We start from the raw sequence: 24,131 nt of genomic DNA, 5'->3' as shown, positions 1-24,131 counted from the left end.
GGTAGCGGATGACACATAAACAAATCATAAAAAAGACGGGCATCAGCCCGCCTTGCGTTATTCCGGTTTAACCGGCCACTCGATATCCGGTGCCGTTGAGGTGTCGACCGCGTTCAGCGCCTGAATGTATTTCATCCACGCAATCAGGCTGGCCTTGTCATCGTCACTGATAATGCCGAGCTGCAGCTCAGTCTGCCACAGGCTGATAGTGCTTTGCGCTTCGGCCAGAAATGCGGATTTTTGCTGCTCCGCTTCCAGCATCTGACCGCTTTTCTGCGCATCCGCATCCGTAACCCATTCGCTACCGTTCCAGCGGTCATAAGGCGTCAGCGGTTCGATGGTGGTCACATTATTAGGGTAATCACCGAGCCCGGTTATCTCGACAGGCTGGCCGGTTTCCGTGTCATACACGGTCTCGCCCCGGTGGTCGATAACATAATCCCACCCGTCAAAGCTGACCGTGCGGCAAATAGCAAACCCTGCCTTTTCATCGACCGGCGCGTCGGTGCAGGAGTTCGCAGGAATCCCCACACCAATCGCCAGAAATTCGACAGAGGACGTAAGATATTCGCGAGTCTTATCATCGTAGTTGTAAACCGTCACATCACCCGCTTTAGTAGCTATGTCGTTTTTATTCAGTGTTGCTTTTGCCATTATGCCGCCCTCACGATGTAGTTAAATGTAACGTTACGAGGTCGGTTTTCACTCGCCGTGGGTACCGTGGTCGATGCGTCAAATTTAACGCCAGTAGGAATATTATTTTGAGTTTCATAAGTCATTGAAGCAGTATTAATAATATTGCGGTTTGGATTCATAAATGCTGCAAAGGCTCCAGCCTGATTTGTTACGCGAAACACTGCAGCTGACGACGTACCAAGCACTTCATTAAATGAACCAACGATGTTACGGATAGCATCCCCTTGCGCACTTAATAAAGCCCTCCCTGCATCAACACCGCGCCCGTCATCCCAGCCACGCAGGAACTCACCGCGTAAATCAGGCAGGCTACCGGACGGATAAGCGACGGCCAGCTTTGGATATTTCGCCTTGTCAAAAGCAGCACCATTGCATTTCAACCAGCCATCGGGCGGCGTTGCCTGCGGCCACGGCAGCGGAAATCCGACGGGAATGTATTTATCAATATCCGCCGTTTTTAGGTATTGCGGGTGCGGGTCAGCAGCGGCGAGGTGCGCAGCCAGCAGGCTATCGGCATAGGCTTTCACCTCGATAACCTTATCGTCGACATACTGGCGCGTTGCCAGCACGACCGACGGGTCGATTTTCAGGGTAATAGCCGACGTACTCGACACGATAAGAATCATGCGAATGGTCTGCGTGCGGCCGCTTCCCTCCTGCAGTTGTGGTTTGTAGGTTTCCGGGCAGTTCGCCACGGCAATAAGCACACCGGCATCATCATAGAGACCAATCTCGCGGATCCAGAAACCACCCTCATTCTCGGGAATAATCTGTTCTGCGATAATCTGGCTGGTATTGGCCGGGTCAACGGTCAGCAGGTTCAGCGGCGCGATGCGCTTCTGGTTGATGAGCTTCGTCTGTGCCGGGTCAGGGGTCGGCAGCGTACCATTCGCATCACCGACGGCCATCTGCGTCAGGTTGAGTTTGGTACCGAGTGCCGCCGCGTTCGCCAGCCGCGCCGCGCCCTGATTGGTCAGAATGGCAAAATATTTTGCGGTCATGCGTTCACTCTCAGGTTATCAATCAAATGGATGGCCGAGGCCGGGTAATATTCACCGCCGACGACAATTTCCTCGGGGGTGTAGGGGTAAACGGTCAGCGCGTCACCGTCGTAACATCCCGCACCGACATACAGCTCACCGGTCGCACTCAGGCTGATAGCCAGCCCCGTCAAATGACGGCTTGCCGGTTTGGCGTCTTCAATCAGGCGCTCAAGCTCCTGATACATTTCGTCAGTAATGCCACTATCGAGCACGCCGACAACGAGGCGGAATGTGCCGGGCTCCTCGTCGAGCTGCCACCACTCGCGCACCTCAATCAGAAAACCGAGCGGCTCAACCACCCGACGCAATGCGCTGATGGTGCCTTTGTGCTGATGGACGAAAAACGAGGAGGCACAGACGCTGCGCTTTGTCGCCTCCGGCCACTTCTCATCCCACCTGTCGACCGACAGCGCCCACGCCAGATACGGCAGCAGCTTTACCGGGCAGGTGCGCCAGTTCCACAGAGTGCGCAGCGGTACCGGCACGCGCTGAATCTCAGAGAGCGCGGCAGCGGCGGCAACTTCCAGCGGCGACGAGCCAACGGGTAACAGCCGGTCACTCATCCGAGCCCCCGATAGTTATCTGGTACTCGGTGCAGTTCGACGCCTGCGACTTACTCAGCACAATGTCGGCCTGCGGTGATGCCAGCTCGACACGCTGCACCCCCTCAACATGCAGCGCCGCGTAAATGGCCGACAGACGGATATCACGCCCGAGGCGGTGCTGCGCGCTGATGTAGCTCTGCAGCTTTTGCTCTGACGCCTGCCTGATGGGTTCAGATTCTGGACCGGGGTAAACGTAGAGCGTCGCGTCAATCTGGTACGGCACAATCTCGGCTGACTGGACGGTCACCCGGTCGGCCACCGGGCGCACATCTTCGGCATTCAGCGCTTTATCAACAATCGCCAGTAAATCAGGGCTGGCGGTGCCGTCACCCTCGCGCGATAGCACGGTAATCGTCACGCAGGCTGGCGACGGACTGGCGACCGAAACGTCAGCGACCCGCCCGTCGGCACTGCGACCGTGATACTCATATGCGCCGACCGGACCCGCCACGCTCAAGCCCTCAAACGCCTGTTGCGTGCGCAGACGCAGGTCGGTATCGGATTCCATAACGGCAGGTGTCGGCGGAATGGTGGTGTCATCCGCCGGGGTGATGGTCAGGCGTTCGGTATTGTTGTTCCCTGCCACGACGTCGAGGTCGTTACCGGCGGAATAGGCCAGCGTCACCGCCTGCGCGGCTTCGTTCACCCGCTGGCGCCAGATAACTTCACGGTAGGCGTTTTCCTGCAGCAGCTTAACAATCGGCTCTGACTCAAGTGTGAGCGTCCGGGCAATGGCCTCCTGCTGGTCTTCGGGATAAAGCGAAATCAGTATCGCTTTGCGCTCCGCAAGGATGGTTTCATAGTCCAGTTCCTCAACCACATCGGGAACGGGTAACTGACTCAGGTCAACGGTTGCCATAGTGATTTAACTCAGTGAAACAGTGGTTGAAACTGACGCACCGGTATCGGTACGCATCCCGGTAATATCGACATACATTTCGCCAGCGTCGCCGGTCTCAAAGTTGATGGCGGTAAGCCTGATGCGCGGCTCCCACTTCTGGATAGCCGAATAGCACGCCACCATAATTTGCAGTCTGAGCGCCGGGTTTTGCGGCATATCAATCAGCGCCGACAGAAGCGAGCCATATTCACGGCGCATCACCCGCGAGCCGACCGGCGTCAGCAGTACGTCGCGCATGCTCTGGCTGATGTGCTCAGTGTCGCTGATGCCGAGGCCGGTATTTCGGTTCATACCCTGATAGCGAGCCGTCATAACGGTGCCCCCGTTTGCCCACCGCTGTCGCCCGGGTGTTTATGGGTGTGGAGTACCTTGCCATTAGACGACAGTGACCCGCCGGTATGTTCGATATTGCCGCTCATCTTGCCGCCTTTCTGCACCTCAAGCGTCGCCGTCGTTAGCTTATTGGTGCAAATCACCTCCGGGGTGTCGAGGGTGATACTGGTCGAGGCTTTCACCAGTACCAGCGGTACGGTTGCGGTGATGGACTCCGATGCCGTCACGTCGGCCGTTTTTATGCCGCTGACCGTCAGCGCGCCGGTTTCGGGCTCATACTCAATGACCGCACCATCAGGGAAAGCCACATGCCACGCATCCGCCGAGGCAGACGGGGCGGGGTTATCGTCGGAGAAAATACCCGGCAGCACGAAAGCGGTATCAAGCTCGCCACCGATTGCCAGCAGCAGAACCTGCTCACCGACCGAGGGAGCCCACCACGTCCGCGAACGACCGGCGCGGGTGGTCAGCCAGTTCAGCCATGTAGTCTGGATCCCGCCGCTTTGTACGCGGCACAGCCCCTGCACGGTATCAACCTCAGTCACCACACCTGAGCGGATGAGGTTGCGAATCGCACGCGCGAGCTCCTGTATCGTGGATAACGTATTCATAGTGCAAGGATGCCTCTGGTCTGGAACCGCGCCAATTCGCGCGCCTCCGGTGGTGGTTCACACAATATTTATTTGCCGAGGTGCCTGATAATGACGTCTTCAATCATCTGCTTATCGTCACGGGTGAAACCGAGCAGCGGGCGTGCCTCGTACTGCACATCCCGGCTATTGCGGTTTGGCCGGTCTTTGAGGCCGTACTGATGCACCCGCGCCATGCGCTGCACCTTGCCGGTAAACTCCACCACCGCCGCACTGTCGCTGCCTTTGGCTTTCATAAAGCGACTGGTGCGCAGTCTGGCGAACATTTCACGTTTAATCCGACCTTTCTTGCTCCGCACCGGCTGGCGCTTTCGTGCCGCATACGTGGTGCCGTCGGGTGCCTGTTGGCGCTTAATGCGCTGTTGCTGACTGGTACGCAGCTTTTTCGCAATCTCAGCCGCCATTTGCCGACGCGCCGCCGGTGACAAGCTGGCAATCAGACCGGCAAGACGTTCCTGCAGCGCGGTTAACTCACTCATCCCACTTACTCACCAGTTCGCCGTTAACGTACAGCTCGACCGGGCGCGCCACCGGCTCAGGCAGTGGCGGCTCAGGGGCATAGCTGACGTGCAGCGCGCCGTCGACCTCTTTGACGAGCGTGCGCTCGGTAAGCCTCAGGCTGATACTGATATCGAGCGAATCGTCGTTATTGATATCAATAATCCAAGTGAATCCTTTTTCCCGCCCGTCGTCGGTGGTCATAATGTCCGGCTGATGTTCACGCAGCCACGCCTGCACCGGCACAAATATCAAATCAAGGTCACCGGTGAAGTCGGTCACCACCACGTTAAGCACGTACACCTTTTCAAACGACAGCGAGCTCGCCAGTCGGGAATCGGTATGGCCGTTGTCGGCAAAAAGTCGCAGCATATCGGGGTTGTTTCGGAGCTGCGGCACGGCGTTAATCAGCGCTTTGCGCAGGCTTTTGTGCTTCTGCATCGAGTTCATCCTGACAGTGTTTGACGGTTTTAACCTGCAGCGCGCAGGCGGTCAGCGCGCCCTCAAGACGGCGGATATCTGCGCTCAGGTCACCATTGGTTTTCGGGTCACTTCCCGGCATCGGGCAAAGGCTCACCCTCGGGCATCCGCTGACCACAATCACCGGCGCTGGCGCAGGCGGTACGGGTGTGCAGCCGACGCACAACATCAGGCAAAGCAGCGTTATACCAGCGGCGAAAGACTTCATTTTCATTAAGTAACCTCGTTATCGTCTGCTCGCGGCGGCTGGCTTCCTCGCTAGCCTTTTCGAGCTGTTCACGCAGTGCCACCTGCGCAGATTCATTACGTCTGGCAAGCTGACCGGCAACACTGAGCTGATTTTTCAGCATGCCAATCGTCGTCTTTTGTTCGCTCGCGACGCGGTTTGCTGTCTCAAAGGAGCGGGATAAATTGCCGTTCTCATGGCGCAACCACAGCAGCCCAAGCACAGCCAGCACCAGCGCAGAGGCCAGAAACATCACAATGACTCTGGACACAGACCAGCCCCCTCAATGCGCTGGCGGTAGGTCTCGCGAACGGCCTTAAAGGTCAGCATACAAATCAGATAAATCAGAGCCGTAAGGATCCAGCCAGCCCCAAGCAGACAGCCCGTGGTAACAGAGAAAATAATGAGAGACCATGCCCGACGGCCCTGAGAGGGCTTACGGCAAAAGACGGCGCGAAATACCTTCATCAGGTCTGGATTGACGGGAATACTTTTGCCCGTATTTCGCAGCCAGTGCTCATAAGCGACCACACCGGCGACGCTCGCCGTAATGCAGATGAAACTGCCAAACAGCGCCCACGCGGCAACAAAGTTGACGGCGGCGCTTTGCGGCGATGCCAGCCCCCAAAGCAGCACCAGTGCCAGCAGGGCATCGAACATCAGGGAACGTAAATATTTTTTCATTGGGTTACTCCTTTCATGCAATACGCCAGTTCCCGCGCGCGGCGGTTTTCCAGCCCTTTGTTTTTAGTGCCATTGACGTACACCCAGCGGGTAAGCTGGTCGCATGCCTGCCACCACTGATGACGCTTGATGTAAGAGACCAGCGTCGAGCGACAGGCCGCACCGGTGCCGACGTTGAAAGAGAAACTGACCAGCGCGTCGTAAACCGGCTGCGGCATGGTGACCGGCACGCAGACCGCGAGACGGCGCTCGGTGTTCAGCACGTCGGCGACCAGATTTGCCGCCGCTTCGCGCTCGGTGATATCGCGTTTCGGTACCACCCCGGCAGTGTGGCCGATACCTGACGTCCACACGCCCGCGCTGCACTGGTAAGGTGTCAGGCGACACCCTTCGAGGTCGGCAATCAGTGCCAGACCATCAGGCGAGGTATTCAGCAGACGAAAATCAGGCATCAGTGCCGCCAGCGCCAGCACTGCGGCCACACTGCAACGTTTAACGATTGAGCTCACGGGTCACCCCCTTGTCGATTCCCATTTCGGTCAGGTAACGAAAGGTTTTGCGCCGGTACCAGAAATTCACCGCCGCCGTAAAAATGGCGCACAGACTCCCCACATACAGCGCCAGTTTTTCGGGCGACATTGCCCCGAAATACGCCAGCCCCACGGCCAGCCAGTAGGCGATAAACGTGGTGATTTTTTCCATACTCAGTCCCATAGGTTCAGGGTCTCCGCCGTGGGTGATGTTTCAACGTCTGGCAGGTTAATCGCCGTGCCATGCGGCAGAATGACGCCCAGCTCAGACAGACCGGGATTAGCCCGCAGCACCGTCTCGACCACGCCCTCAGTACGCCCGTAATACCGGGCGCAAAGTGCGTCGAGGGTGTCGCCCTGCATCGCGTAGACTTTCATCAGAGCTGACCCACGATGCAGCGCGGCTTATCCTGCAGGCGCGAGACCGACCAGCGCATATCCCGCCACAGGTCATCAATGGTGGTTTCGACGCTGTCGGCTTTTTTGTCACCCTTGCCGGTGGCCTCAACCCCGCGATAACGCTCATACAGGGTGGCGGTCGCCATCGCCGTCACGGCGCTGAGGTAGTGGAAAATGCGCACATTCTCGCCGTCGATTTCCTCTGCGTCAGGCACGTCGGCCAGCTGCTTAAACCCGGCGGCAATCTGGCGCAGCCGGTAGTCGTAAAGCTCCGCATTGGTTTCCGCCATGCCAGTCTTGATGGCGTTGCGCAGGCGCGCATCGGAAACCGTCTGCTCAAGGCGCATCAGCTCGCGCACCCGCTTCGGATCCACGTCAGGGAAAAAGAACGTGTTTTTAATCACTGCGTCACCCGTCTCCGGTGCGGGAATCACCACGCCCGGTACGTCCTGCGGTTCGTCGGGCTGATTCAGTATTACTGTCGTCATGACAACCTCATTAGGTTGGGCGGTGGACGCCGGTCGCCGTCAGGGTCAAAACCCGCTTTGACCGGCGTGCCGCCCGGCTCGGGGAGCGTTCAGTTAACCGGCGGTTTTTACCGCCTTTGGTGGACGCCCGCGCTTTGCCGCCGGTTTGGTGGCAGGTTTGCGCGTGCGCGGTTTAGTCGTTTTACGGGGCGCGGCCTCGGGCTTAGGCTTCAATGCCCGCTCCAGTCGCTCAATCTCTTTGCGCACACCGGCATTGCGGTCGAGCTGCATCGCGCGCTGAAACTGCGCCAGCGCGTCGGCGTTCTTACCGGCATCACGCAGGGTCAGGCCAGTCACCTTATGCAGACGGGCGCGCACCATATCGGGAACGTCAGCGCCGTCGGTCAGGCTGAGGGTGGTCAGCAGGAATGCAAGGTCGACAGGCTCACCGGCATCGCGCAGGCGCAGTGCGGCCAGCGCCACCTCCTCAACCAGCATGTAAGGCGTGGTGCGACGATGGTCTGAGGTGAGGCCGTATTTCAGCGCGTAGGGCGCAATCTCCAGCGCGCCAGCGATATCACCGGCATCGAGACGCCACAGCATGACGGTCATCAGAATGTCATCCTGCGCACCACGGCCATCAGCCAGCACACCGGCGACCCACGGCGCATAGAACGGCAGCAGCTCGCGCTTTTTCGCGGCTTTGAGTTCGTTTGAACGGATGTTTTTTAACGTGCGGCGGTCTTCGGCCAGCTTTACCAGCATCTGCTCGTAGGCGGTTGCATGGCGCAGCGGGGCTTGTTCCCGCTGCGCGGCTTGAGAGGCCGAGACCCGCATCATGTGACGCTGTGCGGGGCTCGTCATGGGCTTACTCTCCGCCTTCCGGTACTTCTGGTGCGGTGAAATCGCCCAGGGTGATATTTTCCAGCAGGCACCCGGCGGCATACGCCTCGACCACATAGTCGATGTTCATCGACTCGTAGTTTTCCACGCGGTCTTTTTTCGGGTTCTCATCAATGCTGCGGCGGTGGCTCTCATCCATGAAGTAGATAGAGAGGTTTTCCAGCGTGGTGACGAAAACAGCATTCGCCGGGAAGTACGGCACGCGCACGGCGGGCAGGTTACCGATGCGCTTCTGGCTGATGATGATATCCGCCGCGAGCGACTCGGTGTTTTCCTGCTGCTTGTTGACCAGCGGGAAATATTTGTCGGCCAGCAGCTTACGGCCAACGATGGCAACGAGTTTCGGGTCATCCTGATAAATCTCATCAATCAGGTTATTGGTACCGTCCATCACCAGCGCGTCGAGGTTTTCATAGTCGCCATTTTTACCAACACGAATGACAGCAGAAACGACGTTGCCGTCAGCATCGGTGATTTTGCTCATCACGCGCGCCGGTGCTTCGTTGCGGTACTTCTGCAGCCAGCCGACGGCCACATCCTGCAGCATCGGGTTTTTACTACGGTCTGAGGTATCAGCGCGGGTGATACCGTTGAACCCGGCCATGATGAAATCCAGCGCCTGACGCTGGACAATGGCGTCGCGGATGCGGCGCTGGAAGTCCTGAAAACGCGCCCACAGGTCGAGGCGTTTATAGGTCAGGTGGAAGTCAAAGTTAATCTGATTGCACTCGTACTTGTTGGACTCAAGCGCGGTGAAATCGGCGGTCTGACGCTCTTTGTCGCCCGAGGTGTCGGTCGTGCTGGCGATGGTGCCGGTCACACCGACGCCGATTTTCTCACCCTTCATTTCTGCGACCGGCAGAATGTTAATCGTCTGCAAAAATGCGGATGACGCCTGCACGGTGTTCATCAGCGTTTGCGTGACGGACGGCTCAACGGTGAATTTTTTGCTGACGTCATCAACGCTGATGCCGTTCAGTTTGGCGAGCTGGGTCAGATAGGCATTGAACTTAAAACGGGTTTCCTGACGCATAGTATTTCCTGTTTGAATTAATCGGTTAGTCACAGCATGGGGCGGGGTTACCGCCCTGTTTCGGTCTGCGGTTTATCAGCAGTCGGTCAGCAGCTCATCGCCGCCACCGCCGCTGGCTTTTGTGCGTCGCGGCTGGCTGAAACTCTCGGTTTTGTCGAGGGTGGTTTTCAGGGCGGAAAATGCCTGGCTGGTTTCGTCAACCTTGCCGGTCAGTTCCTGTTTGAAAGTGGCAAACGCGGTTTCCATAGCGGAAAGGCGCTCGTCCTGCTTGGTCAGGTTGGTCTGCACATGCTCGCTGACGGTGGTCACCGCTTCATGCACATCACTCAGACGCGCATCGTCGCTGACCTGCTTACGGCTGAAAATGGCTTTCACCTTATCGGCCAGGCTGTTTAGCACCGTGTCGGGAACGTCTTCAAATTCCAGTTCGGCCAGCGTGGCAGCGGAAAAGACGTTTTCAGGGTTGGCCTTAAAGCGCTGCAGAGGGTTGTGCTTCGCGTTGCGGCAGAATTCGAGGTATTCAGTGCCGAGGCTCGCCGGGTCATCGGTGACCGCAAGGCCGACGAGGTAGCATTTGCCGGTATTGGCAAAATTCGGCTGGATTTCCATTGAGGTGTAGACCTTCTGCGCGGCTTTATTCATCGCAATAAGGTCATCGGTCGGGGTGATTTTAGCGAACAACGCCCATTTGCCGTTAAGCGCAGAATCGTCGTCAATCTTCTCGGCTTTCAGCTCGACCACATCGCCATAACGCTTGAATATGCCATCGGGCAGCAGGCCGCGCAGGTGTTCAAGGTTGATACGGCAACCGTAGACGCGCGGGTCGTAGGTTTCGGCCATTTCCTGAATATCGCTGGCGCTGATAATGCGCCCGTCGCAGGTATCACCCTCTACGCCGATGCGAAAGAACTTTGAGACTTTTTTTGCCATTGTCAGGAGTCCTGAGGTTGGGGTTACTGGTCACCGCCAGTTTCCAGACTCAGGACACGCCAGACCACCAATGACGACTGGACAACCGCCCACACAACAGCACCTTAGCGAATCACTGACGGCCATTAAGTAGCCTTGCCCTGAATCCACTACGGCGAGGCATCAATGACCATTTCCACCGATACAACCTTGTTGCATGACCCGCGACGGCAGGCATCGCTGCTTTACTGGCAGGGTTTTTCCGTGCCACAGATTGCCGAAATGCTGCAGGTCAAGCGCCCGACCGTGCAGAGCTGGAAGCAGCGCGACGGCTGGGACGGCATCGCACCGATTTCCCGCGTCGAAAGCAGCCTTGAGGCCAGGCTGATTCAGCTCATCGCCAAGCCGCAAAAATCAGGCGGCGACTTCAAAGAGATTGACCTGCTCGGGCGGCAGATTGAGCGACTGGCGCGCGTTAACCGCTACAGCCAGACCGGCAACGAGGTCGACCTTAACCCCAATGTCGCTAACCGCAACAAGGGCGAGCGTAAGAAGCCGAAAAAGAACTTTTTCAGCGACGAGGCTATCGAGAAACTGGAGGAACTATTTTTCGACCAGTCTTTCGAGTATCAGTTGCAGTGGTACCGCGCAGGGCTGGCGCACCGTATTCGCGATATTCTCAAATCCCGCCAGATTGGCGCGACGTTCTATTTCTCCCGCGAGGCGCTGCTGCGCGCGCTCAAGACCGGCCATAACCAAATATTTCTGTCGGCCAGTAAAACGCAAGCTTACGTGTTCCGCGAATACATCATTCAGTTTGCGCGACTGGTCGACGTTGACCTGACCGGCGACCCGATTGTCATTGGCAACAACGGCGCAAAGCTGATTTTTCTCGGTACCAATTCCAACACCGCGCAGAGCCATAACGGCGACCTGTATGTCGATGAAATATTCTGGATCCCGAATTTTCAGAAGCTGCGCAAGGTCGCCTCGGGCATGGCCTCGCAGAAGCACCTGCGCTCGACCTACTTTTCGACACCATCAACGCTGGCGCACGGCGCTTACCCCTTCTGGTCTGGCGAGCTGTTCAACAAGGGGCGCAACCGGATTGCCGACCGCATCGAAATCGACATCAGTCACAGTGCGCTCGCCGGTGGTCAGCTCTGCGACGATGGCCAGTGGCGGCAGATTGTCACTATTGAGGACGCGCTTGCCGGTGGCTGTACTCTGTTCGACCTCGACCAGCTCAAACGCGAAAACAGTGACGAGGACTTTAAGAACCTGTTTATGTGCGAGTTTGTCGACGATAAAGCGTCGGTATTCCCGTTCGAGGAGCTGCAGCGCTGCATGGTCGACGTGATGGAAGAATGGGAGGACTTCACCCCGTTCGCCGACCACCCGTTCGGCTCGCGCCCTGTCTGGATTGGCTACGACCCGTCGCACACTGGCGACAGCGCCGGGTGCGTCGTGCTCGCGCCACCGGTGGTCTCGGGTGGCAAGTTCCGCATGTTGGAGCGCCACCAGTGGAAAGGCATGGACTTTGCCGCGCAGGCAGAGGGCATCCGCAAACTGACCGAGAAATACAACGTCGAATACATCGGCATTGACGCAACCGGCCTCGGTCTCGGCGTGTTCCAGTTGGTGCGCTCATTCTACCCGGCGGCACGCGGCATCCGTTACACGCCTGAGATGAAAACCGCGATGGTGCTTAAGGCAAAAGACACCATTCGCCGCGGCTGTCTGGAGTACGACGCCGGGGCGACCGACGTCACGCAGTCGTTTATGTCCATCCGCAAAACCATGACCAGCAGCGGGCGCAGCGCCACCTACGAGGCCAGCCGCACCGAGGAAGCCAGTCACGCAGATATCGCATGGGCGACCATGCACGCCCTGTTAAACGAACCGCTTTCCGCCGGTAGCGGCATGCAGCCTAAATCTATTCTGGAGTTTAATTAATGAAAAATAACGTTTTCTCACAAAGCCAGATTCAGGCAATGGCCGATATTCTGCACAATGACAGCTTTGACTATCAGGCAACATGGTTGCGGGTCGGGAAGCTCAATATCGACCGCAGCATCACCAAATCGCGCCAGATTGGCGCAACGCAAGTCTTTAGCCGTGAGGCGCTGCTCGATGCGCTGACAACAGGCGATAATCAGGTCTGGTTTGCTCACACCATTGAGCATGCGCGCGTGGCGCTGATGTACATGAATAACCTTTCGGCGCGCGTCGGCGTCCGTCTGACGAGCAACGGCCACAGCCTGCAGCTCGACGGCGGTGCGATTATCAGCTTTGTCGGCGAGGAATCTCATTGCGCCGCGCTGGCCGGTAACGTCTACCTTGATGAGTTCGCATGGTTCAATAACCCGTTAAAGGCGGCAAAAGTCGCGGCGGGTATCGCCTGTCATAAACGCCACAGCCTGACGATGTTCACCTCGCCCTCTGATAATCATGACGCTTTCCGGGTATGGAACGGCACAACCCGCTGGCATCGACCGTCACCACTCATCAATACCGGCGACAGCGTATTTTGCACAGATGGTGTCTGGCGTCAGTCGGTCACTCTGGATGCAGCATGCCAGCGCGGGTGCAATCTCTTTGCGCCCGAGGAAATTAAACGCGAATACAGCGACGATGATTATCGGCTGCTGTTTGGCTGCGACTGGTCTTTCGTTGTTGCAGCGGGTGAGGTGGCAGCATGAGCAAGCGCAAGCCACGCAAACAAGTTGCCATGACCGCCAGCGCCCCGCAAAAAATGGAGGCGTTCACCTTTGGCGAGCCGGTGCCGGTACTCGATAAGCGCGACATTCTGGATTACGTCGAGTGCATCAGTAACGGCAAATGGTACGAGCCGCCGGTCAGTTTCTCCGGGCTGGCAAAGAGCCTGCGCTCTGCTGTACATCACAGCTCACCGATTTACGTTAAGCGCAACGTGCTCGCGAGCACCTACATTCCGCACCCGCTGCTGTCCCGTCAGGATTTCAGCCGCTTTGCGCTCGACTATCTGGTATTCGGCAACGCCTTTCTTGAGCAGCGCCACAGCGTCACCGGCCAGTTAATCAAGCTGCTGGCCTCACCAGCCAAATACACCCGGCGCGGGGTCGACGATTCGATTTTCTGGTTTGTGGAAAATTTCACTCTACCGCATGAGTTCGCACCTGACACCGTGTTTCACCTGCTGGAGCCCGATATAAATCAGGAGATTTACGGCCTGCCTGAATATCTCAGCGCGCTTAATTCCGCCTGGCTGAATGAATCCGCAACGCTGTTCCGCCGCAAGTATTACCAGAACGGCGCGCACGCAGGTTACATAATGTATGTGACCGACCCGGCGCAGAGCGCGACCGACGTCGAATCGCTGCGCGAGGCGATGCGTAACTCGAAAGGGCTCGGCAACTTTAAGAACCTGTTTTTCTACGCCCCCGGCGGAAAACCGGACGGCATCAAAATCGTGCCACTGAGCGAGGTCGCCACAAAGGATGACTTTTTCAACATCAAGAAAGCCAGCGCCGCCGACCTGATGGACGCGCACCGCGTGCCGTTCCAGCTTATGGGCGGCAAGCCCGAGAATATCGGCTCACTCGGTGACGTTGAGAAGGTGGCAAAGGTGTTCGTGCGTAATGAGCTATCGCCCCTGCAGGACAGGTTCAGAGAGGTAAACGACTGGCTCGGCATGGAGGTCATCAGGTTCAAAGAGTACACCCTCGACAACCCGGAATAATCCCCCCTCAAGCCGCCAGCATGGCGGCTTTTTCACACCCCGCCACCATCACTCCTCAGACGCACCACACGCGCACAGCCGCACCAGACCACCAACGAGCCGACAGCAACCACGACCGCGCCATCACGACGCGCTCAGACGATAATTTTTATCATTACGCACCACCGCTGGCGCGCAATGCTTTCCCCGCCACGCCTGCCCGCTTCATGGGTCGGTTTTAATGCAGTTGCATGACCACTCTGTATCCGCGCCAGCACTGGCGGCACACGGCCAAGACGGGCAAACCTGACGCATGCAAAACAATGCACCTGTTGCATGCATGGCTAAAAAACGGGAAATTCGCGGAAAAATGGCATAAAAAAGCCGGCTTTAATGGTGCCGGTCTAGGGCGGATACTCAGGGGCAGGCTAACGCCTCGCGGGGCTCGTTGTTCAACCCCGCCAGCACTGAAAGCGAGTTTCAGCACCGGCGGCGTTTGCTCGGGTCAGATAGGTCACCTCCCGTCAAAGCGGCCATACCCCTTCACCATGCACTTATTGTTTATAAAAACAGCCGTGGTTTTCAGCTCTGTTGCTATCCGTTCCTCACAGTCTTTACGGTCTTGCTCACCCGCCCAACCAAGAAGCAGAAAGAAAAGCGACAGCCCAGCAATCCACCCAACAATCACACAGATTTTTCTCACAATTACCCCCATTCAGATATACCAGTAAACCCCGGCCACTCATCAGCGACCGGATATGTGAATTTCTGCCCGTGGTATGTCACGGTCGCACCACGCGCCAGCGCCTCAAGCTCCCAGCGCTTCGGAGTGATGCCTTGCTGCGCAAGGTCAAAGCGGATGCGCGGTATTTGCGCGCGTTCGGATTTAGTCAGCCTGCCTGATGGGGCAACGTCATGCTGTTTTAATGGCTCTCCACTTCTTTGCTGACGATTTTGCTGCGGCGCGTCGTGTTTTAGTGCGCCCTTGAGCGCCGTCACGACTTCGGGGTCATCCCATGCGATAACCCCGTCATCAACAAGATTTAACACCGCTGCGGCATACTCAGACGGTGTAGGGGTCATAACCGAAACGTCACCGCCGGTGAGCTTTCCACAGTTATTGACAGGACTCCGAGGCGCGGCAATGCCGCTTTTTAAGGTCAAAGGCTCAACGGCCAAAACCTTTGGAACGATGCGCCATTCTGATGACCGGGTAATGTGAACGTGACGCGCGCCGAGGTGAGGCGCGTAAATACCGACCACCCTCTCGATATCTTCTTCGTAGTCGTTAACCTCATCACTGACGCTACGGGCGACCCTGACGGTCTGGCCGTCGCGCGGGACATTTGCGCCGCCCTGAGCAGTGATATACAGGTCGAAATCACCGCCATCAGCCGCGGCGCGTGCTGCTTCGACTCGCTCGTCAAACTCATCAGCAATACTGACCCCGCGAGGCAGCTTGCGCAGCTCACGGTAAGCGCCCATCGTCGGCAGGCCAATCGGCTTAAACTGAGGGATTCGCCACGTTGACGCCCACGCAGTAACAGCGGCGGCGGTATCTTTGAGCGGTTTGCCGGTATCTTTATCGAGCTCACCATCTAGCGCGTAACCGTCGATATTTTTGGCGATGTATTTCGCGATGTACCCGGCCGCACCGCCTTTGTTCAGGTGCTTAGCCTGAAAGCGGTTGCGAGCAGCACCGCGCTCGTCGCCATCCTCTTTGAGAGCATAACGACGCATAATTTCGGTGATTTCTTTGCGCTGCCGGGGCTGGCAAAACAGCATCATGTGCCAGTGCGGCGTCCCGTCGTGGTGCGGTTCGACGACGCGCATACCATAAACCTGCAAATCATTATCTTTGAAAGCGGTACGCATCAGGCTCCAGATACGGCAAAGGTAACGCTGCGCATCCTTCGGGGTGTAAGCCTCACCATTCCAGCCATGATTAAGCTGTACAGTCTTATCTTTACCCTTCCCGACCTGACGAGTCGGGTGATACTTCGACGGTGCAGTCAGCGTGATAAACATACCGACATCACCCTCAGCAGCGGCATAACGCTCAATCCCCGCAATGGTGTTCATCAGCTCCATGCGGCGAATTTCAGGATTGGAAATACTCCCCATCACTTTGCTGATAAGGTCGATACGTTCGCCGGTAACTTTGTTTTCCAGCTCGCAGGATTTCAGGTATTCAAGATTTGCCAGGCGGCGTGCATGCACATCACGGATAGCGTTTTTACTGGCATACGGCGAGCGGTCTTTATTCACCTCGCCTGCAGCAATCAGCAGTGCTTCATGCCAGCGCATGCGCTGCGCCTTAAGCTGGTTAGTCCACCATTCATCGTTAATCAGGCGAGCGACGGCGGAAAATGCCTGTCGGATTGTCATCTGGCCTTTGCGGTATTTCTTCCAGAAAAGCGGGGCAACATTAAAAGCACGAGCTGCGCCAGCAACATGACCGTACAGGTGCGCCTGAGCCTCATCGGTAAAAAGCGACTCTTTGCCACCGTGCGCCTCAGCCCATGCGTCGCTTAACTCCTCGTACATGATGAAAAGCTGCGAGGCGATACGAGACGCAAATTTTTTCAGCGCTTTATCGTTCATCCCCGGCAGGCGCGCGTAATTCTCACTTTCAGCAAGAAACAGCAGCGACGCCTCTGTATTCATTTCGTTACGCTGATTAACCCGCTCAATGCGCGGCCACAACCGGCGCAGAAATGTCGACTTGAGGAAATACAGCCCATGCACAGGGCTTTTGTTGCGCCTGATATATTCATAGCGCGAAGTAAACAGAGAACTTAAAAAGTAAGGCAGGCGGTCAATTTTAGATAAAACACCTTGCACCTGACGCAGCTCGTCACGTGTAAGGGGTCTCTCACGCCCAATAGCCTCACGCGGCGCGTTCCATGAGTAAACACCGGCAAACTCTTTGCCGGTGCCTTTTGCAAATGGTGGTGGCGGTGTAGGGGCAGAACGCCCCCGAATTTCAACGGCCATTTGTGTCAAAAGCCCGTAAACACTGCTGACCGAGTAGCTCAACCTGAGCGCTCAATTCCTCAAAAGAGACAGCGCTACCGCTCAAAATATCGTGATGAATCAGACCGGAAACGAGCTGGTTTAATTTGGGGTAATAGCCGACAACATCCAGCCACTCTTTACCGGCATTCTTCCCTGTTTCAGCGGTCTTTTTCTCCTGCAAAATGAACTGAAAACGGTCACTTGTGACGACATAGCGCTCGCCAATCTCGATACGAATGCTCATGCCTGCCCCCGAAAGTGTTTAGCTTTTGATTCAAGCGCTGACTGACAGTAGACACAGCGTGTCGCCGACGGATATGCCGCACGGCGGTCGGCAGGGATTGGTGCGTCACATTCTTCGCAAACCAATGCAGCAGCGCCGCACGGCTTCACCCGAGCGGCGTTAATCTGGCGAGTCAGTGATTCCGTCTGTCGCTCCTGAATGTGATCCATATAATCCGGCATTGATTTAGCTCCTCTCTCTGTTCAGTTTTTTAAACTCACCGGCGCAGTAACCGGTTAGCTCGATAGTTAATTTCGATAATTCATCTACGCTGGTGATTTGCTTATGAAAAACGGCGCGTTTCACAAGCAAATTGACCACATCCGTCAGGAGATTTAATTCACTCGAATAAATAGCGATGGTTGATTCAGTCATCGCTCCGGTTTCTTTATCGCGCTTAATGTCAGCAAGCGATAATTCACCGTTTTTCATAACCGCAATCTTTAGCCAGTTATTAAGTAATACGGAGTGCATCAGAGACATTAAAGAGACTCCCCGCGAGAAAGGCCGATATTATGAAACTTGATGGATTCCTGACTGAGTAACTCGACAATCTCCACGCGCGACAAATCTGCGCCAGCTATATGACGGATTAAACCGTCCAGATGAGAGGAAAAGCGCGTCGCCGCATCGGCCTGCGCTTCGGCTCGCGCCTGTTGCAGCATTAATGAGAAGTTACTGCGCTGCTTTCCTGTTACTGTATGCATGACTTTCTCCAGACAAAAAGAAGCCCCGCACAATTAAGTGCGTAAAAAACTACGGTTGTTTATTTAATGCAGATATTGCTCAGGCTTTACCGAGGTTAATATTGTTGGTGCATATTCAAATAAATTAAAAAGCTCTCGCAATGCACGAAATAAGGCATCACGCCAATAACAGGAATCTTCATTAATACGCCAGTAAGGCTGATTAAATTCTTTTTCAGTTAATCCGGCATGCATAAACAAAGTGCGGCGTTGGCTGACCGTCAAAAAACTAATATACGCATACTCACTCGCGCCAACCTGTCGACGTCTGGAAAATGCAGCACGCAGCTCATCAATAGCGCAAACTAATCGCTCACGGTCTACATCGTTCATTTCTTCAAAACGCATCGTCGCGTGACGCTGCTTTAACTGGGCATGAAAACAAACGGTCAGGCGCTCACGTTCCATCATCTGATTGTAAAAATCGCAACTATCCTGCCAGCGAGGCGCGGCCAGATATTTACCAATCAGACCGCGCAGAGCTGCTGGCTGTTTCTCCACGATACCGAGTGTCATTACAGGCATTTCCAGAACCTCCGGGATTTCAGAAAAGCAAAAACAGCGCTAATAGCGCTCGGTTTTTGGGTGCGGATGATGATGCCCTTGCGCCCCCTGCCGTGGGTGATAGTGAAATCCATCGCCTTCGGGCTCTCGTTACGCAATAACTGAGCAATGCAACGAGGCTCATTCATAATCAAAGCCCCATCCAAAGCAGCCACGCGTCACGCTGTTCTACCGGTCGGTTGTAGAACGCCTCACGAACTGCGCGATTAAATTCCGGGATGAAAACCCACTTTTCACCGGCGCGAGCATTCGGCTTACTTGGATCCCGAAGCTCGATAACTGGCAACTTATTCTCTTTGACCATCTTGGTAACTGCCGATTCTGGCTTACCAAGCAACTCGGCAAACTTCACCGTATGCACCGCGTCAAGCGGGTACTGAATCACATAATCATTGGCTTCCATTAGTTAGACCCTCTTTGCTTTCGTGCTACTCTTGACCGATCCAGTCCTTTCTAAGTCGCCCCTGTCCTTTTAGGGGACTGGTTTTAGCGCCTCAAATGGTTATCAATTGATAACCTTTGAGGGAATATAAGTCACCAATAGGTTACTGTCAAATGCAGACATTTGAAAAATTGAAAGCCATCAGAAAAGCCGAGGGTTTAACGCAGTCAAAATTCAGTGAAATTAGCGGGATAGCGCTTGGTACAGTTAAAAACTATGAAAGCGGGCATAAGGAACCCGGCCTAAGCATCATAATGCGAGTCACCAACACCCCGCAGTTTAAAAAATACACGCTATGGCTGATGACTGGTGAGACAGCCCCGCAAGCTGGTCAGATAGCACCGGCTTTCGCACACATTGGGCGAGAACCAACAGAATCAGACCACTCCGAGAAACAGACTGGTTAACACTATACAAACATTACATTTTCACCATTTGTTACCAAGATGGTGAGTACAGCGCCGGAGGGCTTTCTTATGCCAATTAAGAAGCTCGATGATGGTCGCTATGAAGTGGACATTAGACCTCGCGGCCGCGACGGAAAACGCATCCGCAGGAAGTTTGAAAGAAAAGCTGAGGCTGTAGCATTTGAGCGGTACACAATCGCCAACGCCAGCCAGAAAGAATGGGCAGGTCAGCGAACAGACCGCCGCACCCTGTCAGAGCTGTTAGAGGCGTGGTGGAAGTATCACGGCCAGAATCACGAACACGGAGAAAAAGAGCGAGGGCATTTGCGCAAAACTATCAGCGGATTGGGTGACATTCCGGTCAGCAGATTGAATAAAAAATGCCTTATGGATTACCGCTCTGTTCGTCTACGCGATGGCATCAGCGCAGCGACGATAAATCGTGACATGTACCGTTTATCGGGCATGTTCACCAAGCTAATCCAGTTGGATGAGTATTCCGGGCAACATCCGATTCATGGTCTGCCGCCGCTGGCGGAGGCCAACCCGGAAATGACATTTCTGGATAAGTCAGAAATTGAGAAGCTGTTAAGCGTTTTGGTTGGTGATGACTTGCTGGTCGCGCTTTTGTGCCTGAGCACTGGCGGAAGATGGACGGAAGTTGCCACGCTGAAACCAGCGCAGATAACAAGCTGCAGGGTTACCTTTTTGAAAACCAAAAACGGCAAAAAGCGAACCGTGCCGATTTCCGAGGAACTGGAGAAGAAAGTTAAAGAGGAGGCCAGCGCTAAATTGTTCAAGGTTGACTATGAGAAGTTTTGCGGGATTTTACGCAGAGTGAAACCTGATATTCCACCAAATCAGGCAACACATATCCTGCGCCATACCTTCGCAAGCCATTTCATGATGAACGGGGGCAATATTATTGCGCTGCAGCAGATTCTCGGGCACGCGAGCATTCAGCAGACGATGGCCTATGCGCACCTTGCGCCTGATTACCTGCAAAACGCAGTAGCGTTAAACCCACTAAAGGGAGGTTTAACGGTTTGATAATTAATCAGGCAGCATAGTTCGTTTGCTATCGACCAGGACGATAAGCGCATCTTGCGATGTAACGTCGTCCTGATAGACGTCAAAGCTTAATCCGTCGGCCTGCGCTTTCCCGACAGGCCTGAACTTAAGCGACCAGTTGTAACCACAGAGGATGGTCATAACACCTTTAAAAAGTGGGATGACCAGTTTAATGCGTTTACGCAAAGGGAGTTTTGAAGAAATGACGAACAGTTCCATAAACAAGATCCATTGCAGAGCCAGCGGCAGAAATATTGCCTATTTAGCCAAAGAGCTTGACACCGTAGCCGTTCCTTATCAACGAGGGCCAATGTGTTTCGGTGCTGGCACAACGGAATATATCAACATCCTGCTACCGTTCGGCACTGCTGCCATTGGCGCAGTTGCCGGTGTGTTAGCTGCTTATCTTAAAAAAGATAAAAAGTTGCGGCTTGTTCTCGATGATGGAAAGTTGAAAGAAATTGATGCTTCCAATTACAAGCCAGATGAGCTAATTGCAGCCGTACAAAAAATCAGAGAACTCGACATACTCGATTAGGGAATTAGACCGCCCGAGTGTCCACATAGTGTCCACACCCGGAGAACTTTGTAGCCCTTCCAGTCCCTTGCAGGTTTTTTTAAGTTGCTGTTTTTTATGAAAACTGATGTAAGTGATTGATAAAAAAAACCCCCACATCATGTGGGGGAAGACAGGGATGGTGTCTATGGCAAGGAAAACAGGGTTTACTGGGAACGCTGGGTACTGCTATTGCTACTGAAAAACGTTGTTTCTGAGCTTCGCTGCATCCGTGCAACCTCACGCAGCTGGTCCATTCGCTGCTGATGTCTGGCATTCAAAACCGCTTGCTGCTCCGGCGTTAGCAGGTGGAACATCTGGTTGCGGACCTTCGCCATCTCTACCTGGCGGGCAACCTGTTCCTGTGCCATTTTTTCGGCCTGAGCGCGTACAGCGCTTTCGTCAAAATTTTCTGCGGTGACAAGGCGATGCATTGTCTCCATTTCGCTAACATTAACAGGGGGCTGGTCGTGTCGTGCCCTCTGCATCAGATCTCGCATCTGTTGACGCTGATGTTCGGTTAAACTTATGCCGTCAAACATATGGCTTTGGCTACTGAGCTGCGTTGCGCCCTCTGGTGAGGGACCGTTATCGCCGTTGATAGCTACAGCAGCCTGGCTAAACGCACTGAACGCCAGCGTTGAGGCCATGACGGCAGCGGTAACTTTGCGCATCACTTGCTCCCAAAATCTTTCGTGTCGCGATTCAACGAGAGACAGTCTACGATTCAGGCTGCAAACATGCGTCAGGGGGTGTAAAACAACGTAAAGTCATGGATTAGACAGCCTTGATGTCGTAATTTCTGCCTCGGAGGTATTTAAACAATGAATAAAATCCTGTTAGTTGATGATGACCGAGAGCTCACATCCCTTTTAAAGGAGTTGCTCGACATGGAAGGTTTCAACGTCCTGGTTGCCCACGATGGCGAGCAGGCGCTGAGTCTCCTTGACGACAGCATCGATCTACTTTTGCTCGACGTGATGATGCCGAAGAAAAACGGCATTGATACGTTGAAAGAGCTTCGCCAGACACACCAGACCCCCGTTATCATGCTGACCGCGCGCGGCAGCGAGCTCGACCGCGTACTTGGCCTTGAGCTGGGCGCGGATGACTATTTACCGAAGCCGTTTAACGACCGTGAATTGGTTGCCCGTATTCGCGCGATCCTGCGTCGTTCCCACTGGAGCGAGCAGCAGCAAAATACCGACAACAGCTCACCTACCCTTGAAGTCGACTCCCTGAGCCTGAACCCGGGCCGTCAGGAGGCGAGCTTTGATGGCCAGACGCTCGAACTCACCGGCACGGAGTTCACCCTGCTGTATCTGCTGGCACAGCATCTGGGCCAGGTGGTTTCACGTGAACATCTGAGCCAGGAAGTGCTGGGCAAACGTCTGACCCCGTTTGACCGCGCCATCGACATGCACATCTCTAACCTGCGCCGTAAGCTGCCGGAGCGTAAAGACGGTCACCCATGGTTTAAAACCCTGCGTGGTCGCGGTTATCTGATGGTTTCCGCTTCATGATAGGAAGCTTAACCGCCCGCATCTTCGCCATCTTCTGGCTGACGCTGGCATTAGTTTTAATGCTCGTACTGATGTTGCCAAAACTCGACTCACGCCAGATGACGGAGCTTCTCGACAGCGAGCAACGTCAGGGCGTGATGATCGAGCAGCACGTGGAAGCCGAGCTGGCAAACGATCCGCCGAACGATTTAATGTGGTGGCGCAGGCTGTTTCGCGCTATCGACAAGTGGGCGCCTCCCGGACAACGCCTGCTGCTGGTGACCAGCGAAGGCCGCGTCATTGGGGCCGATCGCAATGAAATGCAGATTATCCGCAACTTCATTGGTCAGGCAGATAACGCCGATCATCCCCAGAAGAAGAAATATGGCCGCGTAGAGATGGTCGGGCCTTTTTCCGTCAGGGACGGCGAGGATAATTATCAGCTCTACCTGATCCGTCCGGCGAGCAGCTCCCAGTCCGATTTTATCAACCTGCTGTTTGACCGCCCTCTCCTGCTGCTGATTGTCACCATGCTGGTCAGCTCGCCGCTGCTGTTATGGCTGGCGTGGAGCCTGGCAAAACCGGCACGCAAGCTGAAGAATGCCGCCGATGAAGTGGCGCAGGGTAACCTGCGACAGCACCCTGAACTGGAAGCCGGACCGCAGGAGTTCCTTGCCGCCGGGACCAGTTTTAACCAGATGGTCAGCGCTCTCGATCGCATGATGACCGCACAGCAGCGTCTGCTGTCGGATATCTCGCACGAGCTGCGTACGCCGCTTACGCGCCTGCAGCTCGGCACCGCCCTGCTGCGCCGCCGCAGCGGTGAGAGCAAAGAGCTGGAGCGTATTGAAACGGAAGCTCAGCGTCTGGACAGCATGATCAACGACCTGCTGGTCATGTCGCGCAATCAGCAGAAAAACGCGCTGGTCAGCGAAACGGTGAAAGCCAATCACCTGTGGCATGAAGTGCTGGATAACGCGGCGTTCGAAGCGGAGCAGATGGGCAAATCCTTCACCGTCAACTTCCCGCCGGGCCCGTGGCCGCTGTACGGTAACCCCAACACGCTGGAAAGCGCGCTGGAGAACATCGTGCGTAACGCCCTGCGCTACTCGCACACGAAGATTGAGGTGGCGTTCTCGGTAGATAAAGACGGGATCACCGTTATTGTCGATGACGACGGCCCTGGCGTCAGCCCGGAAGACCGCGAGCAGATTTTCCGTCCGTTTTACCGTACCGACGAGGCGCGCGACCGCGAATCCGGCGGCACGGGGCTGGGTCTGGCGATTGTTGAAACCGCCATGCAGCAGCACCGCGGCTGGGTGAAGGCCGACGACAGCCCGCTGGGTGGGCTTCGCTTGACGCTGTGGCTGCCGTTGTATAAGCGTTCGTAGTTTTCCCCTCACCCTAACCCTCTCCCCATAGGGGAGAGGGGATTGCTCAGTGCAGTCTTTTCACCCTCGCCCCATAGGGGAGAGGGGACTGCTC

At 55.5% G+C, this 24,131-nt stretch carries 35 protein-coding genes; 8 read left to right on the top strand and 27 right to left on the bottom strand.

Annotation, left to right across the window (positions count from 1 at the left end):
- Positions 1-57: 57 nt before the first annotated feature.
- The 18 genes from L6R44_RS14300 to L6R44_RS14215 form a co-directional block, all read right to left on the bottom strand.
- Positions 58-654 (bottom strand): tail fiber assembly protein, encoded by a 597-nt coding sequence (locus L6R44_RS14300; protein WP_225855613.1) that lies wholly within the window; start codon positions 652-654, stop codon positions 58-60.
- Positions 654-1,697 (bottom strand): phage tail-collar fiber domain-containing protein, encoded by a 1,044-nt coding sequence (locus L6R44_RS14295; RefSeq protein ID WP_225855612.1) that lies wholly within the window; start codon positions 1,695-1,697, stop codon positions 654-656. Before L6R44_RS14295 ends, L6R44_RS14300 begins: the two co-directional genes overlap by 1 nt.
- On the bottom strand, positions 1,694-2,302 hold the full coding sequence (locus L6R44_RS14290) for a phage tail protein I (protein ID WP_105597109.1): 609 nt from the start codon (positions 2,300-2,302) through the stop codon (positions 1,694-1,696). Before L6R44_RS14290 ends, L6R44_RS14295 begins: the two co-directional genes overlap by 4 nt.
- Positions 2,295-3,203 (bottom strand): baseplate assembly protein, encoded by a 909-nt coding sequence (locus L6R44_RS14285; protein WP_225855611.1) that lies wholly within the window; start codon positions 3,201-3,203, stop codon positions 2,295-2,297. The genes L6R44_RS14290 and L6R44_RS14285 overlap by 8 nt, the downstream gene beginning before the upstream one ends.
- 6 nt (positions 3,204-3,209) lie before the next feature.
- On the bottom strand, positions 3,210-3,557 hold the full coding sequence (locus tag L6R44_RS14280) for a GPW/gp25 family protein (protein WP_225855610.1): 348 nt from the start codon (positions 3,555-3,557) through the stop codon (positions 3,210-3,212).
- Positions 3,554-4,189: a phage baseplate assembly protein V gene (locus L6R44_RS14275; protein ID WP_024166915.1), complete on the bottom strand. Its 636-nt coding sequence runs from the start codon at positions 4,187-4,189 to the stop codon at positions 3,554-3,556. Before L6R44_RS14275 ends, L6R44_RS14280 begins: the two co-directional genes overlap by 4 nt.
- Before the next feature lie 68 nt (positions 4,190-4,257).
- A complete protein-coding gene (locus tag L6R44_RS14270; protein WP_237424570.1) occupies positions 4,258-4,707 on the bottom strand; it encodes a phage virion morphogenesis protein in 450 nt (149 codons plus the stop codon).
- Entirely contained in the window at positions 4,700-5,167 is a 468-nt protein-coding gene (locus L6R44_RS14265) for a phage tail protein (protein WP_225855607.1), read from the bottom strand. Before L6R44_RS14265 ends, L6R44_RS14270 begins: the two co-directional genes overlap by 8 nt.
- A complete protein-coding gene (gene lysC, locus L6R44_RS14260) occupies positions 5,130-5,375 on the bottom strand; it encodes an Rz1-like lysis system protein LysC (protein WP_237424569.1) in 246 nt (81 codons plus the stop codon). The genes L6R44_RS14265 and lysC overlap by 38 nt, the downstream gene beginning before the upstream one ends.
- A complete protein-coding gene (lysB, locus tag L6R44_RS14255; protein WP_225855620.1) occupies positions 5,275-5,685 on the bottom strand; it encodes an Rz-like lysis system protein LysB in 411 nt (136 codons plus the stop codon). The genes lysC and lysB overlap by 101 nt, the downstream gene beginning before the upstream one ends.
- Complete coding sequence (locus L6R44_RS14250) at positions 5,685-6,116, bottom strand: DNZ54_00345 family protein (RefSeq protein ID WP_225855606.1); 432 nt, start codon at positions 6,114-6,116, stop codon at positions 5,685-5,687. Before L6R44_RS14250 ends, lysB begins: the two co-directional genes overlap by 1 nt.
- Positions 6,113-6,625, bottom strand: a complete 513-nt coding sequence (locus tag L6R44_RS14245) for a lysozyme (RefSeq protein ID WP_063408324.1) — start codon at positions 6,623-6,625, stop codon at positions 6,113-6,115. The genes L6R44_RS14250 and L6R44_RS14245 overlap by 4 nt, the downstream gene beginning before the upstream one ends.
- Positions 6,609-6,830: an HP1 family phage holin gene (locus L6R44_RS14240; protein ID WP_001437784.1), complete on the bottom strand. Its 222-nt coding sequence runs from the start codon at positions 6,828-6,830 to the stop codon at positions 6,609-6,611. The genes L6R44_RS14245 and L6R44_RS14240 overlap by 17 nt, the downstream gene beginning before the upstream one ends.
- Positions 6,821-7,024: a tail protein X gene (locus L6R44_RS14235; RefSeq protein ID WP_225855604.1), complete on the bottom strand. Its 204-nt coding sequence runs from the start codon at positions 7,022-7,024 to the stop codon at positions 6,821-6,823. The genes L6R44_RS14240 and L6R44_RS14235 overlap by 10 nt, the downstream gene beginning before the upstream one ends.
- Positions 7,024-7,533 carry a head completion/stabilization protein gene (locus L6R44_RS14230; RefSeq protein ID WP_016243393.1) on the bottom strand — a complete coding sequence of 170 codons (510 nt, stop codon included), beginning with the start codon at positions 7,531-7,533 and terminating at the stop codon, positions 7,024-7,026. Before L6R44_RS14230 ends, L6R44_RS14235 begins: the two co-directional genes overlap by 1 nt.
- A gap of 93 nt (positions 7,534-7,626) precedes the next feature.
- A complete protein-coding gene (locus L6R44_RS14225; protein ID WP_225855603.1) occupies positions 7,627-8,376 on the bottom strand; it encodes a phage terminase small subunit in 750 nt (249 codons plus the stop codon).
- A gap of 4 nt (positions 8,377-8,380) precedes the next feature.
- A complete protein-coding gene (locus L6R44_RS14220; protein ID WP_225855602.1) occupies positions 8,381-9,448 on the bottom strand; it encodes a phage major capsid protein, P2 family in 1,068 nt (355 codons plus the stop codon).
- A 75-nt stretch (positions 9,449-9,523) separates the two neighbouring features.
- Positions 9,524-10,378 carry a GPO family capsid scaffolding protein gene (locus L6R44_RS14215; RefSeq protein WP_225855601.1) on the bottom strand — a complete coding sequence of 285 codons (855 nt, stop codon included), beginning with the start codon at positions 10,376-10,378 and terminating at the stop codon, positions 9,524-9,526.
- Positions 10,379-10,543: 165 nt separating this feature from the next.
- On the opposite strand from L6R44_RS14215, the gene L6R44_RS14210 reads away from it, so the two are divergent.
- Genes L6R44_RS14210 through L6R44_RS14200 form a run of 3 tightly spaced genes read left to right on the top strand, consistent with a single transcriptional unit; the run spans position 10,544 to position 14,078 of the window.
- A complete protein-coding gene (locus tag L6R44_RS14210) occupies positions 10,544-12,313 on the top strand; it encodes a terminase ATPase subunit family protein (protein ID WP_237424568.1) in 1,770 nt (589 codons plus the stop codon).
- Positions 12,313-13,059: a terminase large subunit domain-containing protein gene (locus L6R44_RS14205; protein ID WP_237424567.1), complete on the top strand. Its 747-nt coding sequence runs from the start codon at positions 12,313-12,315 to the stop codon at positions 13,057-13,059. The genes L6R44_RS14210 and L6R44_RS14205 overlap by 1 nt, the downstream gene beginning before the upstream one ends.
- Positions 13,056-14,078, top strand: coding sequence for a phage portal protein (locus L6R44_RS14200; protein WP_193168440.1), 1,023 nt, complete (start codon positions 13,056-13,058; stop codon positions 14,076-14,078). The genes L6R44_RS14205 and L6R44_RS14200 overlap by 4 nt, the downstream gene beginning before the upstream one ends.
- A 684-nt stretch (positions 14,079-14,762) precedes the next feature.
- On the opposite strand, the gene L6R44_RS14195 is transcribed toward L6R44_RS14200, so the two are convergent.
- From L6R44_RS14195 to L6R44_RS14165, 7 genes are all read right to left on the bottom strand, one after another.
- Complete coding sequence (locus tag L6R44_RS14195; protein WP_237424566.1) at positions 14,763-17,054, bottom strand: replication endonuclease; 2,292 nt, start codon at positions 17,052-17,054, stop codon at positions 14,763-14,765.
- On the bottom strand, positions 17,044-17,319 hold the full coding sequence (locus tag L6R44_RS14190; RefSeq protein WP_097295575.1) for a DUF5405 family protein: 276 nt from the start codon (positions 17,317-17,319) through the stop codon (positions 17,044-17,046). Before L6R44_RS14190 ends, L6R44_RS14195 begins: the two co-directional genes overlap by 11 nt.
- On the bottom strand, positions 17,316-17,540 hold the full coding sequence (locus L6R44_RS14185) for a TraR/DksA C4-type zinc finger protein (RefSeq protein ID WP_016243384.1): 225 nt from the start codon (positions 17,538-17,540) through the stop codon (positions 17,316-17,318). The genes L6R44_RS14190 and L6R44_RS14185 overlap by 4 nt, the downstream gene beginning before the upstream one ends.
- 4 nt (positions 17,541-17,544) lie before the next feature.
- Positions 17,545-17,841 carry a DUF5405 family protein gene (locus L6R44_RS14180; RefSeq protein ID WP_237424565.1) on the bottom strand — a complete coding sequence of 99 codons (297 nt, stop codon included), beginning with the start codon at positions 17,839-17,841 and terminating at the stop codon, positions 17,545-17,547.
- On the bottom strand, positions 17,841-18,065 hold the full coding sequence (locus L6R44_RS14175; RefSeq protein WP_032237106.1) for a DUF2732 family protein: 225 nt from the start codon (positions 18,063-18,065) through the stop codon (positions 17,841-17,843). Before L6R44_RS14175 ends, L6R44_RS14180 begins: the two co-directional genes overlap by 1 nt.
- A 63-nt stretch (positions 18,066-18,128) precedes the next feature.
- Positions 18,129-18,629: a hypothetical protein gene (locus tag L6R44_RS14170; RefSeq protein WP_001670778.1), complete on the bottom strand. Its 501-nt coding sequence runs from the start codon at positions 18,627-18,629 to the stop codon at positions 18,129-18,131.
- A gap of 169 nt (positions 18,630-18,798) precedes the next feature.
- Entirely contained in the window at positions 18,799-19,071 is a 273-nt protein-coding gene (locus L6R44_RS14165) for a Cox family DNA-binding protein (RefSeq protein WP_016243380.1), read from the bottom strand.
- Between the two features lie 152 nt (positions 19,072-19,223).
- Between L6R44_RS14165 and L6R44_RS14160 the strand changes: the two genes are divergently transcribed.
- Entirely contained in the window at positions 19,224-19,517 is a 294-nt protein-coding gene (locus L6R44_RS14160) for a helix-turn-helix domain-containing protein (RefSeq protein ID WP_237424564.1), read from the top strand.
- A 69-nt stretch (positions 19,518-19,586) separates the two neighbouring features.
- The gene (locus tag L6R44_RS14155; protein ID WP_237424563.1) at positions 19,587-20,567 is read left to right on the top strand and encodes a phage integrase; all 981 of its coding nucleotides are present in this window, start codon (positions 19,587-19,589) and stop codon (positions 20,565-20,567) included.
- 3 nt (positions 20,568-20,570) lie between these two features.
- Here the strand turns inward: L6R44_RS14155 and L6R44_RS14150 are convergent, their stop codons facing one another.
- Positions 20,571-20,807 carry a hypothetical protein gene (locus L6R44_RS14150; protein ID WP_016243377.1) on the bottom strand — a complete coding sequence of 79 codons (237 nt, stop codon included), beginning with the start codon at positions 20,805-20,807 and terminating at the stop codon, positions 20,571-20,573.
- Between L6R44_RS14150 and L6R44_RS14145 the strand changes: the two genes are divergently transcribed.
- Positions 20,791-21,126, top strand: coding sequence for a hypothetical protein (locus L6R44_RS14145; protein ID WP_059225171.1), 336 nt, complete (start codon positions 20,791-20,793; stop codon positions 21,124-21,126). The two genes, L6R44_RS14150 and L6R44_RS14145, sit on opposite strands and share 17 nt — an antisense overlap.
- Before the next feature lie 185 nt (positions 21,127-21,311).
- On the opposite strand, the gene cpxP is transcribed toward L6R44_RS14145, so the two are convergent.
- Positions 21,312-21,818 carry a cell-envelope stress modulator CpxP gene (gene cpxP / locus L6R44_RS14140; protein WP_237424562.1) on the bottom strand — a complete coding sequence of 169 codons (507 nt, stop codon included), beginning with the start codon at positions 21,816-21,818 and terminating at the stop codon, positions 21,312-21,314.
- Positions 21,819-21,968: 150 nt separating this feature from the next.
- Here cpxP and cpxR point away from each other — a divergent pair, with 150 nt between their 5' ends.
- Both cpxR and cpxA read left to right on the top strand, forming a co-directional pair.
- Positions 21,969-22,667, top strand: a complete 699-nt coding sequence (cpxR, locus tag L6R44_RS14135; RefSeq protein ID WP_006179159.1) for an envelope stress response regulator transcription factor CpxR — start codon at positions 21,969-21,971, stop codon at positions 22,665-22,667.
- Complete coding sequence (gene cpxA / locus L6R44_RS14130) at positions 22,664-24,037, top strand: envelope stress sensor histidine kinase CpxA (protein WP_148387406.1); 1,374 nt, start codon at positions 22,664-22,666, stop codon at positions 24,035-24,037. The genes cpxR and cpxA overlap by 4 nt, the downstream gene beginning before the upstream one ends.
- Positions 24,038-24,131: the final 94 nt, after the last annotated feature.

Source organism: Enterobacter cloacae complex sp. ECC445 (assembly GCF_021892025.1).
In the GTDB taxonomy this organism is placed as follows: Bacteria; Pseudomonadota; Gammaproteobacteria; order Enterobacterales; family Enterobacteriaceae; genus Enterobacter; species Enterobacter chengduensis.
The sequence above is the reverse complement of the archived record's forward strand: the minus strand, read 5'-3'. Positions and strand labels throughout refer to the sequence as shown.